Source organism: Streptomyces sp. NPDC060002, assembly GCF_042737245.1.
Lineage (GTDB): Bacteria > Actinomycetota > Actinomycetes > Streptomycetales > Streptomycetaceae > Streptomyces.
Genome location: NZ_JBHWUW010000103.1, coordinates 1 through 13,587 on the forward strand (window position 1 = coordinate 1; position 13,587 = coordinate 13,587).

At 72.1% G+C, this 13,587-nt stretch carries 14 protein-coding genes and 2 pseudogenes; 6 read left to right on the top strand and 10 right to left on the bottom strand.

Going from position 1 to position 13,587, the window contains the following annotated elements; genetic code table 11:
- The coding region (locus ACFWBD_RS40505; RefSeq protein ID WP_385678921.1) for a maltotransferase domain-containing protein at positions 1 to 581 on the bottom strand (581 nt) is incomplete at its 3' end.
- 76 nt (positions 582 to 657) lie between these two features.
- A complete protein-coding gene (locus tag ACFWBD_RS40510) occupies positions 658 to 957 on the bottom strand; it encodes a DUF5133 domain-containing protein (RefSeq protein ID WP_385678924.1) in 300 nt (99 codons plus the stop codon).
- Between the two features lie 298 nt (positions 958 to 1,255).
- Here ACFWBD_RS40510 and ACFWBD_RS40515 point away from each other — a divergent pair, with 298 nt between their 5' ends.
- Together ACFWBD_RS40515 and glgX are read left to right on the top strand one after the other, a co-directional pair.
- On the top strand, positions 1,256 to 1,774 hold the full coding sequence (locus tag ACFWBD_RS40515) for a pep a2 (RefSeq protein WP_385678926.1): 519 nt from the start codon (positions 1,256 to 1,258) through the stop codon (positions 1,772 to 1,774).
- Between the two features lie 98 nt (positions 1,775 to 1,872).
- Entirely contained in the window at positions 1,873 to 3,990 is a 2,118-nt protein-coding gene (gene glgX / locus ACFWBD_RS40520) for a glycogen debranching protein GlgX (RefSeq protein ID WP_385678955.1), read from the top strand.
- A gap of 11 nt (positions 3,991 to 4,001) precedes the next feature.
- Here the strand turns inward: glgX and ACFWBD_RS40525 are convergent, their stop codons facing one another.
- The gene (locus ACFWBD_RS40525) at positions 4,002 to 4,805 is read right to left on the bottom strand and encodes a VOC family protein (RefSeq protein WP_385678929.1); all 804 of its coding nucleotides are present in this window, start codon (positions 4,803 to 4,805) and stop codon (positions 4,002 to 4,004) included.
- A 106-nt stretch (positions 4,806 to 4,911) separates the two neighbouring features.
- On the opposite strand from ACFWBD_RS40525, the gene ACFWBD_RS40530 reads away from it, so the two are divergent.
- A complete protein-coding gene (locus tag ACFWBD_RS40530) occupies positions 4,912 to 5,256 on the top strand; it encodes an ANTAR domain-containing protein (RefSeq protein WP_385678932.1) in 345 nt (114 codons plus the stop codon).
- Between the two features lie 48 nt (positions 5,257 to 5,304).
- Here ACFWBD_RS40530 and ACFWBD_RS40535 read toward each other — a convergent pair whose 3' ends face one another.
- Positions 5,305 to 6,096: a SigB/SigF/SigG family RNA polymerase sigma factor gene (locus ACFWBD_RS40535; RefSeq protein ID WP_385678934.1), complete on the bottom strand. Its 792-nt coding sequence runs from the start codon at positions 6,094 to 6,096 to the stop codon at positions 5,305 to 5,307.
- 293 nt (positions 6,097 to 6,389) lie between these two features.
- On the opposite strand from ACFWBD_RS40535, the pseudogene ACFWBD_RS40540 reads away from it, so the two are divergent.
- The 3 genes and pseudogenes from ACFWBD_RS40540 to ACFWBD_RS40550 form a co-directional block, all read left to right on the top strand.
- A pseudogene (locus tag ACFWBD_RS40540) lies at positions 6,390 to 6,947 on the top strand (ATP-binding cassette domain-containing protein); the annotation flags it as partial.
- Positions 6,907 to 7,149, top strand: a pseudogene (locus tag ACFWBD_RS40545) (multidrug ABC transporter permease); the annotation flags it as partial. The pseudogenes ACFWBD_RS40540 and ACFWBD_RS40545, both read left to right, overlap by 41 nt.
- A 227-nt stretch (positions 7,150 to 7,376) precedes the next feature.
- A complete protein-coding gene (locus ACFWBD_RS40550; protein ID WP_385678937.1) occupies positions 7,377 to 7,898 on the top strand; it encodes a hypothetical protein in 522 nt (173 codons plus the stop codon).
- 42 nt (positions 7,899 to 7,940) lie between these two features.
- Here ACFWBD_RS40550 and hemC read toward each other — a convergent pair whose 3' ends face one another.
- From hemC to ACFWBD_RS40580, 6 genes are all read right to left on the bottom strand, one after another.
- Positions 7,941 to 8,876: a hydroxymethylbilane synthase gene (gene hemC, locus ACFWBD_RS40555; RefSeq protein ID WP_385678940.1), complete on the bottom strand. Its 936-nt coding sequence runs from the start codon at positions 8,874 to 8,876 to the stop codon at positions 7,941 to 7,943.
- A gap of 205 nt (positions 8,877 to 9,081) precedes the next feature.
- Positions 9,082 to 9,555: a GNAT family N-acetyltransferase gene (locus tag ACFWBD_RS40560; RefSeq protein ID WP_385678943.1), complete on the bottom strand. Its 474-nt coding sequence runs from the start codon at positions 9,553 to 9,555 to the stop codon at positions 9,082 to 9,084.
- Positions 9,552 to 10,070 (bottom strand): hypothetical protein, encoded by a 519-nt coding sequence (locus tag ACFWBD_RS40565; protein ID WP_385678946.1) that lies wholly within the window; start codon positions 10,068 to 10,070, stop codon positions 9,552 to 9,554. Before ACFWBD_RS40565 ends, ACFWBD_RS40560 begins: the two co-directional genes overlap by 4 nt.
- Positions 10,071 to 10,150: 80 nt before the next feature.
- Positions 10,151 to 10,927: an NPP1 family protein gene (locus tag ACFWBD_RS40570; RefSeq protein WP_385678949.1), complete on the bottom strand. Its 777-nt coding sequence runs from the start codon at positions 10,925 to 10,927 to the stop codon at positions 10,151 to 10,153.
- Positions 10,928 to 11,081: 154 nt separating this feature from the next.
- Positions 11,082 to 12,038 carry an ATP-dependent DNA ligase gene (locus ACFWBD_RS40575; protein ID WP_385678959.1) on the bottom strand — a complete coding sequence of 319 codons (957 nt, stop codon included), beginning with the start codon at positions 12,036 to 12,038 and terminating at the stop codon, positions 11,082 to 11,084.
- A 273-nt stretch (positions 12,039 to 12,311) separates the two neighbouring features.
- Positions 12,312 to 13,463, bottom strand: a complete 1,152-nt coding sequence (locus tag ACFWBD_RS40580; protein WP_385678952.1) for a histidine kinase — start codon at positions 13,461 to 13,463, stop codon at positions 12,312 to 12,314.
- Positions 13,464 to 13,587 lie beyond the last annotated feature (124 nt).

Consider the following 13,587-nt stretch of genomic DNA (forward strand, 5'->3'; position numbering starts at 1 on the left):
TCGACCAGCAGCGGCAGCGGCTCGGAGGCGGTGACCAGCTCCCGCAGCGGATACCGGCCGAGCACGGCGTCGACCCGCGGCGTCAGCGCCGCCGCGTAGCGCTCGGCCACCGGGGCCGAGTCGTCGAGCAGCTTCTTCGCCGCGTCCCGCAGCAGGGTGCGTTCCGGTCCGCGCGGGGCCCGGGCGGCCGCCCGCTCGTGGAGCTGGCCGCCCTCCTCCAGAACCAGACCCGGGTCGATCCCGGCCGGGATCTTGATCTCCGCGTGGTGGCGCCAGGTGGCGATCGGGTCGCTCCAGGCCTCCACGGTGTAGGTCCAGCGGCCCATGGCCTCCAGGGTCACATCGGCTCCCCACCGGTCGCTGCCGGGGGTGAGTTCGCGCATCGGTGTCCAGGGCCCGCGGCCGCCGTCGGGGCTCTTGAGGACCACGTTGGCGCCGATGGCGTCGTGGCCCTCGCGGAACACCGTCGCGGAGATCCGCACCGTCTCCCCGGTCACGGCTTTCGCCGGCCGCCTACCGCACTCCACACGCGGTTCGACGTCCCGTACCGGGATACGGCCGATCGCCCTGGTGGACTTCACCCTTGCACCTCCGCTGGCTCGAAAATGGCTTCGTCCGCCCGGTGTTGGGCGAACGGCTGCACCTGCGCGCGCGGGGCTACGTCTCCGCGGGCAGGCAGGGGAGCGACCGGGTCGCGGAGAGCCGCGCGACGCCGTTCCTGCGGCTCAGGCTCCAGCGCTCCCGGTGCAGGGCGTCCACACCGGCCCGCAGATACTGCTCGGCGGCGTCCGCGGCCTCCCGTGCGCAGCGCTTGCCCATCAGCACGCAGAGGGTGTAGCCGCAGTCCTCGAACGCGGCCCGCGCCGTGCGGTCGTCGGGCCGCGCCAGCATGTCCCGCTCCCAGGCCCGGTAACTGCGCAAGGTCCTGGCGACTTCTGTCTTCGCTGGTTGCAGCATCGCGCTGTGCACCTTCCGGGAGTTCAAGCAAGAGGGAGGTCGCTCGAGGCGGCCGGGTCGGCCCGTTGCGCGGAGGCGCGGAAGTTTCGAACCTGTGAGGCCTTCACTTATGGTGCACGGCGCATCACCCAACGTCCTGTTGGATCTTGGTCGTGGTGTGCTCGTGTTGCACGAATGGCGTAGCAGCCCCACTGTGGTTGTGACTCTGAAGCGATTACCGCTCACGCTTCGTATTGGGGAACTCTGGCCCGTCGGGCCGAGCAGGAGTGGGAGCCTCGCCGGTGAGGAGCGAACGACGATGAAGACAGCAGTCCCCTGCTACTACCACCTCGATGTGGACGTCTGCCCGGAACGGGTCGGACAGGTCAGGCGGATCCTGGCCGCTCACCTGTCCTACTGGGGCCTCGAGACACATGTGGAGACCGTCTGCCGCGGCGCCGAGATGCTGCTGACCGCGATCGACGAGCACGCCACGGACAAGCACACCTCGATCGAGATGTGGTGGAACGGGCAACACCTGATCACGGCCATCGGGGGGCACGACCACCGGCTGCGTCCCGACCAGGACCTGCGAGCCTGTCTGGAGCGCATCGCCGTGATGAGCGACGGCTGGGGGTGCTGCGCCACCGGCGCCGGAAGCCAGGTCATCTGGTTCTCCCAGCGGGCCCGCTCCGGCGAACGTGTCCCGCTGGTGCCGACCGCGCCGGCGCCGAGCCTGCGCGAGGTGCGTCAAGTGCCCCGCGAACTGCCGGTGGCGGCCCTGGCCGCCCCGGCCACGGCGGGCCGGGCGCACGGCGTCCTGGAGGCAGCCCGGTGACCTCACGGCCGAACCGGAAGGACCGCAAGGACCGCAAGACCCGGACGGACCGCAAGACCCGGACGGACCGGACGGACCGGACGGACCGGAGTGCCGAGGTGCCCGCCTGGAGCGGCCACCCCTTCCCGCTGGGAGCCGACTTCGACGGAGAGGGCACCAACTTCGCGCTGTTCAGCGAGGTCGCCGAACGCGTCGACCTCGTCCTCGTCGACGACGACGGCACCACCCGCGGTGTCCCGCTGACCGAGGTCGACGGCTTCGTCTGGCACGCCTACCTGCCCGGGACCGGTCCCGGGCAGCGCTACGGCTTCCGGGTGCACGGGCCGTGGAACCCCGGCTCCGGCCACCGGTGCAACCCGGCGAAGCTGCTCCTCGACCCCTACGCGCGCGCCGTCGACGGCCAGATCGACAACCACGCCTCCCTCTTCGAGCGGGCCGGTGACCGCCCCGACCCGGCGGACAGCGCCGGGCACACCCTGCTCGGCGTGGTCACCGACACCGCCTTCGACTGGGGCGACGACGAACCGCCCCGGCGCGCTTACGCCGACACGGTGATCTACGAGGCCCACGTACGCGGCCTGACCCGTACCCATCCCGAGGTTCCGCCCGCCCTGCGGGGCACCTACGCCGGCCTCGCGCACCCCGCGGTGACCGAGCACCTCACCTCGCTGGGCGTGACGGCGATCGAGCTGATGCCCGTGCACCAGTACGTGCAGGACGGTGTGCTGACGGACCGGGGCCTGTCCAACTACTGGGGCTACAACACCATCGGCTTCTTCGCCCCGCACAACGCCTACGCCGCCCACGGCACCCGCGGCGAGCAGGTCACCGAGTTCAAGTCCATGGTGAAGGCGCTGCACGCGGCCGGCCTGGAAGTGATCCTCGACGTCGTCTACAACCACACCGCCGAGGGCAACGAGAAGGGCCCCACCCTCTCCTTCCGCGGCATCGACAACGCCTCCTACTACCGGCTCGTGGACGGCGACTGGGCGCACTACTACGACACCACCGGCACCGGCAACAGCCTGCTCATGCGGCACCCGTACGTCCTCCAGCTGATCATGGACTCGCTGCGGTACTGGGTGACGGAGATGCATGTGGACGGCTTCCGCTTCGACCTCGCGGCCACTCTCGCCCGCCAGTTCCACGAGGTGGACCGGCTGTCCGCGTTCTTCGACCTCATCCAGCAGGACCCCGTGATCAGCCGCGTCAAGCTCATCGCCGAACCCTGGGACGTCGGCGAGGGCGGCTACCAGGTGGGCAACTTCCCGCCGCTGTGGTCGGAGTGGAACGGCCCCTACCGCGACGCCGTACGCGACTTCTGGCGTGCGGAACCCGGCTCGCTGGGCGAGTTCGCCTCCCGGCTGACCGGCTCCTCGGACCTGTACGCGCACAGCAGGCGCCGTCCGCGCGCCGGCGTCAACTTCGTCACCGCGCACGACGGTTTCACCCTGCGTGACCTCGTCTCGTACAACGACAAACACAACGAGGCCAACGGTGAGGGCAACCGGGACGGCGAGAGCGCCAACCGCTCCTGGAACTGCGGGACCGAGGGTCCCACCGACCGCCCGGCGGTCCTCGCCCTGCGGGCCCGGCAACAGCGCAACCTGCTCGCCACGCTGCTGCTCTCCCAGGGCATCCCGATGCTCGGCCACGGCGACGAACTCGGCCGCAGCCAGGGCGGCAACAACAACGCCTACTGCCAGGACAGCGAAGTCTCCTGGGTCGACTGGCGGTTGACCGACGAGCAGCGCGGCCTGGCGGACTTCTGCCGGCGCCTCGTCGCCCTGCGCGCCGCCCACCCCGTGCTGCGGCGGCGCCGCTTCTTCCGGGGACAGACCGTCAGACACGTACGGCAGCCGCTGCCCGATCTCGTCTGGCTGCTGCCGGACGCGCGCGAGATGACGGATCGCGACTGGCAGCGCGCCGACGCGCACAGCGTCGGTGTCTTCCTCAACGGTGACGCCATCGCCGAACCCGACCCCCGCGGCCGGCCCGTCGTGGACGACTCGTTCCTGCTGTTGTTCAACAGCTACTGGGAACCCGTCGTCTTCCGGCTGCCCGATGCCGCGTACGGCGAGCGCTGGACGGTGTGCGCCGACACCGCGGAGCCCGACGGCGGCCCGGACGAGACGGAGTACAAGGCGGGCGCGGAGGTGGCGCTGGCGGCCCGCAGCCTGATCGTGCTGGCCAGGCCCCCGCACCGCGGTGACTGAGACAGGCGCGCTCAGCGCCCCCGGCGCGAGGTCACCGTGAACTGGGCGCCGTCCGGGTCACGCAGCACGGCCTCGTCGGCGGTCTCGATCAGCACGCTGCCGCCGTGCTTCTCCGCCGCCCGGGCACAGGTCGTCACGTCCGCGACGGCGAAGTGGACCTGCCAGTGCGGACGGATCGTGGGGTCGGGCGCGGCCTCCAGCGCGCCCGACTCGATCCGGGCGACGACATCGCCGCCGCTGCGCAGCACGACCTCGCCGCGCTCGTAGTGGACCTCGACGCAGCCGGGGCGGTCCGTGGCCCAGTCGAGGATCTCGCCGTAGAAGATGGCGGAGTCGAAGGCGTCGCGGGTGTGGAGCCTGATGAAGGCGGGCGCGTCCTGCCGCCAGGCCTCCCAGTTGCCGATCAGCTCACCCTCCCAGACCCCGAAGGTCGCGCCGTCCCGGTCGGCCAGCAGCGCGGCCCGGCCCGGCGGCAGCGAGATCGGGCCCACGGCGACGGTCCCGCCGCGCTCCCGGGTCCGGGACGCGGCGTCGTCCGCGCTGGGGACGGCGAAGTACGGCGTCCAGGCGACCGCCATCTGCCACATCGCGGCGACGGCGGCCACCCCGGCGACCGGGACGGTGCCGACCAGCGCCGTACGGAAGTGGTCGCCGAGGACGCCCCGGCGCCACTGCCAGCCCAGGACGGCCTCGTAGAAACCCTGCGTGGCGTCCAGGTCACGACTGGTCAGGCTCACCCAGCAGGGCGCGCCGAACACGGAGTGCGTGGAGACGGCTCCCCGTGCACCGGGGGCGGATGTCGGGCGACGGTTCATGGCACTCGCGTTTCTGGTCTCTCGGCCGGCGGGCGGGGGCTACCACCAGTGTCCGGCCGGAACCGTCCCGGGCGCCTGCCGAGCGACCCGGTGGCACGATGGAGCGGTGGCACGAGTACCGCACGGAACGACGGATGAAACGGCCCGGATCTTCGCACTCCAGGAGGAGGTCGACCAGCTGAAGGAGGCGGTCGCCTCCCACGCCGTGGTCGACCAGGCGATCGGCGTGATGGTCGCTCTCGGGCGGATGACGCCCGACCAGGGCTGGCTCGTGCTGAAGGAGGTCTCCCAGCACACCAACATCAAGCTGCGCAACGTCGCCGAACTGATCCTCGTCTGGGGGCGCACCGGGGAGATGCCCGACGAGATCCGGGCGCGGCTGGAGGACCTTCTGGACCGGTACGGCCCCACCCAGATTCCTGGCTCGCCGCCCCTGGGTCCCGTGGAGTGAGGCCCCTCGGAGTGAGGTCCATCGGAGTGAGGCCCCTCGGACCGGGGGTCAGTCCGCCTCGGCGGCGATCTCCTCGCGCAGCCGCGCGAAGCAGCCACTGAGCAGGCGTGAGACATGCATCTGCGAGATGCCCAGCTGCTCGGCGATCCGGCTCTGCGTCATGCCCACGAAGAACCGCATGTACAGGATCGTCCGTTCGCGTTCCGGCAGGGCCCGCAGACAGGGCGCCACGGCCACCCGGTCGACGACGGCGTCGTAACCGGGATCGGGGTCGCCGAGGGCGTCCTCGAGCGCGTAGCCGTCGGTGCCGGGCAGTTCGGCCTCCAGCGACAGTGCGGAGAAGCATTCCAGCGCCTCCGCGCCGGTGCGCACCTCGTCCTCGGTGAGCTGTGCGTACGCGGCGATCTCGGTGATGGTGGGCGGGCGCCCCGGAGTCGTCTGCGACAGCTCCTTCGCCGCGTTCCGTACCCGGTTGCGCAGATCCTGGACCCGGCGCGGTACGTGCAGGGTCCACATGTGGTCGCGGAAGTGCCGTTTGATCTCACCGGTGATCGTCGGTACCGCGTACGCCTCGAAGGCGCGGCCGCGTTCCGGGTCGTAGTGGTCGACGGCCTTGACGAGTCCCAGCGCGGCGACCTGGTACAGGTCCTCGAGGTTCTCGCCGCGCCCCCGGAACCGGACGGCGATCCGCTCGGCCATCGGCAGCCAGAGGCGGACCAGGTCGTCCTTGAGCGCCTGGCGCTCCGGTCCGTCGGGCAGACCGACGAGCCGCACGAAGGACTCGCCGGTGTCCGGCGCGTCGTCGTGGGGGTGCTGATTCGTTCTGACGGTGCTACGCATGACGCGCGCCTTCCAGGAGGAATGCCGAGGAGGATCGGACACCGTGGGAAGCACGTACTCGGGCTGACGGGAGAACACCCGGGACCGGCCGCTCGGCGGCGTCCCACGGACGTGCCTCCTGTCCGAAGCACTAGTCGTAAAATTCCCGCCTTGGGACACCTTGAAACACTTTCATGCTATTTGTTCCGTGCCGCTTCTGACTCCCGCTCGCGACTCCTCGGCCGTGACCCTTCCTCGGGTGGATTGCCTCCGCGCCGGACCGGGAGCGCCGCGCGCAGGGCCTCCCCGTCGGCGGCGTCGAGAACGTCTCCCTGTTCGCCCGCGTCTTCGACGTCTCCCGGCGCGAGCGTGCCGAACGCGTCGACCAGGCGCTGGGCGCCATCGGTCTCACGGACGCCGCCGACCGGCTCGCCGGCACCTGCTCCGGCGGTACGGTCCGCCGTCTCGAACTCGCCCGGGCCCTGGTCAGCGCCACCCCGGCTGCTGATTCCCGACGAGTCGACGATCGGCCTCGACCCGATCGCCCGAACGGGTCTCCGGGAGCACATCACCGCCGTGCGCGAGGCCACCGGCATGACCGTCCTGGTGACCACGCACACCATGGACGAGGCCGACCAGTACTGCGACCGGATCCGCCTGATGCGCCACGGCCGGATCCGCGCCCTCGGTACCCCCGCCGAGCTCCGGCAGGGGCTCGGGGAACGCCGACGCGCCGAGGGTGCGCCGGCCACCGCCCGGTGCCGACCCTGGAGGACGTCTTCCGGGACGTCGCCGGCAGCGCCCTCGACGAGCAGGCAGGAGATTTCCGCGATGTCCGAAGCACCCGCCGTACCGCTCCGCGCGTCGGCTGACCACGCCCGCCCGCAGAACATCGACCTGCTGCTGCGGCCGCCCCGGCCCCGGGTCGGCTCGCGGCTGCTGCCGGCCCGGGTCGCCGCCCTGTGCGCCGTCGAACCGCAGAAGCTGCGCCACGACCGCACCGAGCCGTACACCCGGGCGGTCCAGCCCGCCCTGTGGCTGCTGATCTTCGGTCGCCGCCGCGCTCGGCATCGCCGCCGCCTCCTCGCTCCTGGGCCGGCCGGCCCGCTGACCCCGCCCGGGAACGTGATGTGCGGCACGCCCCGACAAGCCCTTGCGCGGCCGGTCGGCGGATTCTTCCTGCGCACGGCTTGATCAGCGATCAAAAGGGATGAATTCCCTGGCCACAGCGCATTCTGCTCATTTGACAGTGCGATCGGCGCACGGATAGGAAGCAGCCGGTAGAAGTCGAGAGGTGGACTGTGTACGAGCCGAACGTGGTCGGGGACTGGCAGGAGTACGACGAGCATGCCGGTCTGCGGGTCAGCGTCCACCGCCTGGAGCAGAGTGAGCCGCCCAGGGGACGCGACGACGCGGCCGAGGGGCTGACGTACTTCTGTCTGCGGGTGACCGTCGAGAACAGGGGCGGCAACCACTCCACGATCCACCTCGAGGACGGCCAGATCGACGTACGGCTCGGGCCCGAGGGCGAGAGCGCGTTCATCGACTGGCGCAACTCGCAGTTCATCGAGGGCTTCGACATCTACCCCCTGCGCAGGGCCACCGCCGTGCTCTACGCGGCGGGACCCGAGGCTTCGCTCGGCCAGGTGGACGTCCAGATCCAGCTGCGGGTCGACGACGACTGGGCCGACCGCCGGCTGTGGACGGGCGGCATCGGCCTGGCCGAGGGATCCGGCGGAGCCCCGGCCGTGGCGGGCCGCGACAGCCTGGCCCGCCAGGTCAGCAACTTCCTGCGAGACCAGGCCGAAGAGGGCAGCGCCTGAGAGGCGCCGCCCTCTTCGGTGAGCCGACGGGTCGGCGGACGGTCAGTGCGGGATGCCGTCGATGATCTCGCGCGCGCCCTGACGCAGCAGCGACACCGCCACCGACGTCCCGAGCGTCGCCGGGTCCAGGGGGCCGGCCCACTCGTGGGCGTTCAGCCGGGTCTTCCCGTCCGGGGTGAACACGCAAGCCCGCAGGGACAGTTCGCCGCTGCGGTCGACGCGCGCGAAGCCGGCGATGGGACTGTTGCAGTGCCCCTGGAGCACATGCAGGAACATGCGTTCCGCCGTGGCCTCCCGATGGGTGGCCGGATCGCCCAGCCCGCTGACGACGTCGATGACGTCGGTGTCGCCCTCGCGGCACTGGAGGGCGAGGACGCCCGCGCCGATCGGCGGCATCATCGTCTCCGGCGACAGCACCTCGCTGATGACGTCCTGCCGCCCGATGCGCTCCAGGCCGGACACGGCGAGCAGCAGCGCGTCCGCCTCGCCCGCCGCCAGCTTCTCCAGCCGCCGGTTGGCGTTGCCCCGGAACGGCACGCACTCCAGATGGGGATGGGTCGCGGCGAGCTGGGCGACCCGGCGCACCGAGGAGGTGCCGATGCGCGTCCCGGCCGGGAGTTCGTCCAGGGTGCGGCCACCCGGGTGCACCAGGGCGTCGCGGATGTCGTCCCGCTTCAGGAACGCGGCGAACACCGTGCCCGCGGGCAGCGGCCGGTCCGCCGGCACGTCCTTGACGCAGTGCACCGCGAGATCCGCCGCGCCTGCCAGCAGCGCCGCGTCGACCTCCTTGGTGAACGCACCCTTGCCGTCGACCTGGGACAGGTCGCCCATCCACTTGTCGCCGGTCGTCTTCACGGGGACGACCTCGGTGCGCACACCTGGATGTAGGGCGGCCAACTCCGAGCGCACACGCTCCACTTGGGCCAGCGCCATGGGCGAGTCACGGGAGACGATACGGATCAATTCCGGAACGGACATGCGGGACACGATAGACCCTCGGGGGCCGTGGCCCGTGCCGCTCGCCGGTTTCGGCCACGGGCGGCCGGCCCGTCGACGGCGGCTCCGCGGACACCCGGACGAGGGGCGGGCGACCGCTTCTGCGCCGTCGGAAGGCCACGTCCGGGAGGTCACGTCCGGGAGGTCACGTCCGGGAGGTCAGGTCTGGGAGGTCAGGTCTGGGAGGTCACGTCTGGGAGGTCACGTCGAGAACGAAGCGCCGTTTGTCGGTGCCGAGGGCGCCGAGCCGGGCGTAGAAGCGGATCGCCCCCTCGTTCCAGGCCGGGGTCTGCCACTGCACCTCGTTCATGCCCAGGCTCCGGGCCTGGGCCGCCACGGCGCTCATCACCAGGGCGCCCAGACCCAGGCCGCGGTGGCCGGGGGTCAGGAACAGGCAGTCCATGAGGAGGTACTCGCGGCCCTCCCAGGTGGAGAGCTCGGGCGCGCAGGTCGCGTAGCCGACGACCTCGCCGTCGGGCAGTTCGGCGACCAGGCAGTACAGCCGGGGTGTCGGCGCGTCGAAGAGGAGCTCGGCCAGCCGCTTCGCGAGGTCGGGTACGGGCGGTGCGGCGCGCTCGTACTCCGCGTGCTGGGCGGCGAGTTCGGCGACGCGCGCCAGATCGGACCGTTCGGCGTGCCGGACCCGTGCGACGGCGCTCACCTGACGTCCCCCTCGACCGTGTCCGCGCCCCAGGCGGCCAGCCGCTCCGCGAGGGGGCCGGTGCCGTCCAGGACCTGCCGTGCGAAGGCCTCGCGTTCATGGGCCAGGACGGCCGCCTCCCACACGCACGGCGCCGGCCCCACCCGCCCCGGCCGCAGGTCCTCCGGCCGGCCGGCCGGACCCGTGAACACCGCCAGGTCCGACATGTGGCCCTCGATCCAGGTGTGAACGAGGAGATAGTCCCCGTCGCCGCCCGCGTGCACCAGCACGACGGCCAGGCCGAGCGATCCCCGCAGCGCCCCGAGTTCCAGGTGGCCGGCGGCGACCCGCAGCGCCTCCCGGGCGGCGGGCTCCGTCACCGTCCGCCCCGGCGCCTCGAGCGCGTATGCCTTGACCAGGTGCCCGGCGACCTCTTGGGTGCCCAACGGCCGTGCGACGCGGGCGTGATGACTGTCGGCGAGGGCGAGCAGCTCCTTCGCCGGCACGGCCGGCGGCAGTTCGTCGTGAAGATCCATCCGGACATCATGGGGCGTGCGTGCGCCGCCGTCCACGGTCGGGGAGCGCACGCACCCCGGCCGCGGGCGGCGGCCATGGCTCACGCGGCGGGATCGAAGGCGATCCCGGACGGCTTCGCCGAGGAGAGGTGGTTGTTGAAGCTGGCGTCCTTCAGACCGAAGTTGGCGCTGCCGAAGTTGTACGCGCTCAACTTGTCACGCAGGCCCGCCGGGTAGCCGTTCCAGCCGACCAGCGGGGGGTACTGCCAGGTGCCCTTGTGGTTCTCCGGCGGCTCGTCGTTGGAGTTGGCGAGCCGGAAGCAGTGCGTGCTGATGCCGTCCTTGTGGTAGACGATCTTGGCGTGCGAGCCGTCGAAGCGGACGCCCGAGGCCGCCGTCACCGTGAACGAGCCGTGGTTGGACGTCGAGACGTACTGGACCTGGCCGTTCTGCACCCAGATCACGACGTGCTCCCAGTCGTGCCGGTGCCCGCCGATGCTGCTGCCCGCCAGGGCCTGGTCCTTCTCGAAGTAGAGGCCGTACAGGTACGCGCACCAGCCGTTGTTGCACTTGTAGCGCGAGTAGCTGTTGGTGTTGTCCAGGTCGGAGGCGTCCCGGCAGCTGCCGTTGAGGGCGCCGGTCGGGTTGAGGCCGCCGTTGATCGTGCCGTCGGGGCCGATGGCGGGGGTCGAGTAGCAGCCGTCCGTGTCGTAGTCGAACGCGGGCTGGTACGTCAGCTCGGCGGCTTCGGCGTTGGACGGCAGGGCCGTCGGCGGGGCGGCGAAGGCCGCCGACGGGAAGGCCACGACGAGTGCGGCGGCACCGGCGAGCCCGGTGAGCCACCTCCTGCGGTGGACCTTGGACTTCGATGATGACACTGCGTCCTCCTCGGGGTTCGGGCGCAGCCGAACGGCTGTGTGGGGAGAGGGAGTTGAAAAGCAGCTCAGCTTCCCCGGTTTTCCCCTCCACGCCAAGAGGTCGCAGACGTATCAGTGGTGAAGCACAGCCCAATACTTGGCTGCCGAGGCGAGGTCAGGCGGATATGTCCGGCAGGTCCGCCGCCGACTCCTCGGGCGTCAGGTCCGGCCGCAGCCGAAGCCAGGACGGCTGGCGCAGCAGCCCCGCCCGGGTCCGCGTGCTGTACCGGACCTCGCCGACCAGCCGGGGCACGACCCACCGCGCGTCCGGCGCCTGCGGTACGGCGTCGAAGGGGCACTCGTCGGCCGAGGCGGCCAGCAGGAGGGCCGCGAGTTCGACCCGTTCGGCCTCGCTCCAGCCGGTGCCCACTCCGCCGACGTACCGCAGTCCCGTCGCGGCCCGCTGTCCCACCAGGACGGCGCCGGGCAGCCCGGTCAGCCGTCCCCTGCCCGGCAGCCAGCCGCCGACCAGGACGTCCGCGACACGCATGTTCCGGATCTTGATCCAGGCGCGGGAGCGCACCCCCGGCTCGTACGCCGAGTCCAGACGCTTGCAGACCAGCCCCTCCAGGCCGTGCGCGCGGGTCGCCTCCAGGGCCTCCCGCCCGTGTCCGACCAGGGCGCTCGGCGTCGACCAGCACGGCCCGTCCAGCGCCAGCGCCTCCAGCCGCGCCCTGCGCCGCGTGTACGACAGCGGGAGAAGGGACTGCCCGCCGAGATGCAGCACGTCGAACAGCACGAGGTGCACGGGGGCCGTCGCCGCCAGCCGGGCGGCCTTGCCCGGCGCCTGGACCAGGCCCATCCGGGACTGGAGCAGCTGGAAGTCGGCCCGGCCCTGTCCGTCCAGGGCGAGGACCTCGCCGTCCAGCACGGCAGGCGTGGCTCCGAGCGCTTCGGCCAGTGGCCGCAGCTCGGGATAGGCGCCGGTGACGTCCTCCCCCGAGCGGGCGCGCAGGGTGACGCTCCCGTCTCCGGCGAGGTACACCACGGCCCGCTGCCCGTCCTGCTTGGTCTCGTAGGCCCAGCGCGCGTCCTGGGCGGTGGGCGGCAGCCGGCCCGGGGTGGCGAGCATGGGGGCGATGCGAGGGAGGGTCACGGTTGAGTTGTGGACGCGGCCGGGCCGAAGCACGCGGAAGAGGCCGCGGTTTCGCCTGAACGGCGCTGTGCCCGAGTCAGCTCGGCCGGCTGCGCCAGACCGGGGCCCGGGGCGAGCGGGGCGTCCACCTCGTCCGCCCGACGCAGCACATTCACCGTGGCCTTGAGCTCGCGCAGCGCCGAGGAGGTCGTGCCGGCCAGGTCTGCGGGCCGTCGTGCCGGTCGTACGACGGATCGGCCGGATCGGCGTTCACCACACGCACGGCAGCTCCACCTCGATCACCGTCGGCCCGCCCACCGGGCTGGTCACCCGCACGGTCCCGTCGAGCGCGGCGACCCGGCGCCGCATGCCCAGCAGTCCCGTGCCGGTGCTCTCGTCGACGCCGCCGCGCCCCTCGTCGCGCACCCGCACGCTCAGCCCGGTCCGGGAGCGGGCCAGCACGACCTCGGCCCGTTCCGACCCGCTGTACTTCGCGGCGTTGGTCAGCGCCTCGGCGATCACGAAGTAGGCGGCCGCCTCCACCGCGGCCGGCGCCCGGGGCACGTCCGCAAGCCGGTCCGTCCGCACGGTCACCCCGAGTCCGCTGCTGCCCGCCAGCGCCCGTACGGCCCCCTCGAGTCCCCGGTCGGTGAGGATCGGCGGGTGGATGCCGCGTACGACGTGCCGCAGTTCGGTCAGGGCCTCCTCGGCCTGGTCCTGTGCGTCGGAGAGCAGCTTGCGCGCGGTGCCGGGGTCGGCCCCGTACGCCCGCTGGGCCAGTCCGATCCGCATCGACAGCGCCACCAGCCGCGCCTGGGCGCCGTCGTGCAGATCCCGTTCGATGCGGCGCAGTTCGGCGCCGTGCGCGGCGACCGCGTCCGCCCGGGTCGCGGTGAGCTGCTCGACCCGTCTGGCCAGCAGCGCCTTGGGGGAGGGTCTGAGCAGGGCGGCCGACCAGCTCGCCTCCAGGTCGGCGAGCCGGACGAGCAACGGCAGGACCAGCGCCTCGCGGCCCAGCAGTCCGCGCCGCACACCGTCGACGAGGAGACCCGCCGGCCACAGCGGCAGCATGAGCACCGCCAGCCAGCCATAGGCGTAGTACGCCCCCAGCCAGCGCAGATCGGTGAGAGTGCCGGGATCCCCGGCGGCCGTCCGCAGCCGCTCGCGCAGCGGGCCGGTGACCGTCCGGTACGCCTCCGGTATCTCCCGGCCGGTCCAGGACGCCGTCAACCGCCGTTTCGCCCCGGCGATCCGGCGGATCAGCAGCACGGTCTCGGGCAGCAGCCAGATCCCGACTCCCGAGACCGCGCCCGTGGCGGCGATCAGCAGGACGGTGATGAAGAGGTACGACCCGAAGGCCATGGCGGCGGCCAGGAAGAGGTGGACCGTGGCCCGCGCCGCCTGTCGCAGGGTCGCGCGCATGGCGTGCCGTTCCTCTCGTGGGGAGAAGCGGGGGGGTGCCTCTATGTCTTTCGTCAAGGCACCTTTGTCGGGTTTGGGATGGTTCGGGCTTGCTGGGGTCATGCGGCGAGCTCGACGTCCGCGG

What these genes read in the sequence shown, in the direction of transcription:
- ACFWBD_RS40580 (WP_385678952.1), bottom strand. Translation starts at nt 13,463, where the DNA reads ATGCGCGCGACCCTGCGACAGGCGGCGCGGGCCACGGTCCACCTCTTC.
- ACFWBD_RS40565 (WP_385678946.1), bottom strand. Translation starts at nt 10,070, where the DNA reads ATGGATCTTCACGACGAACTGCCGCCGGCCGTGCCGGCGAAGGAGCTG.
- ACFWBD_RS40515 (WP_385678926.1), top strand. Translation starts at nt 1,256, where the DNA reads ATGAAGACAGCAGTCCCCTGCTACTACCACCTCGATGTGGACGTCTGC.
- hemC (WP_385678940.1), bottom strand. Translation starts at nt 8,876, where the DNA reads ATGTCCGTTCCGGAATTGATCCGTATCGTCTCCCGTGACTCGCCCATG.
- ACFWBD_RS40575 (WP_385678959.1), bottom strand. Translation starts at nt 12,038, where the DNA reads ATGCTCGCCACCCCGGGCCGGCTGCCGCCCACCGCCCAGGACGCGCGC.
- ACFWBD_RS40535 (WP_385678934.1), bottom strand. Translation starts at nt 6,096, where the DNA reads ATGCGTAGCACCGTCAGAACGAATCAGCACCCCCACGACGACGCGCCG.
- ACFWBD_RS40510 (WP_385678924.1), bottom strand. Translation starts at nt 957, where the DNA reads ATGCTGCAACCAGCGAAGACAGAAGTCGCCAGGACCTTGCGCAGTTAC.
- ACFWBD_RS40525 (WP_385678929.1), bottom strand. Translation starts at nt 4,805, where the DNA reads ATGAACCGTCGCCCGACATCCGCCCCCGGTGCACGGGGAGCCGTCTCC.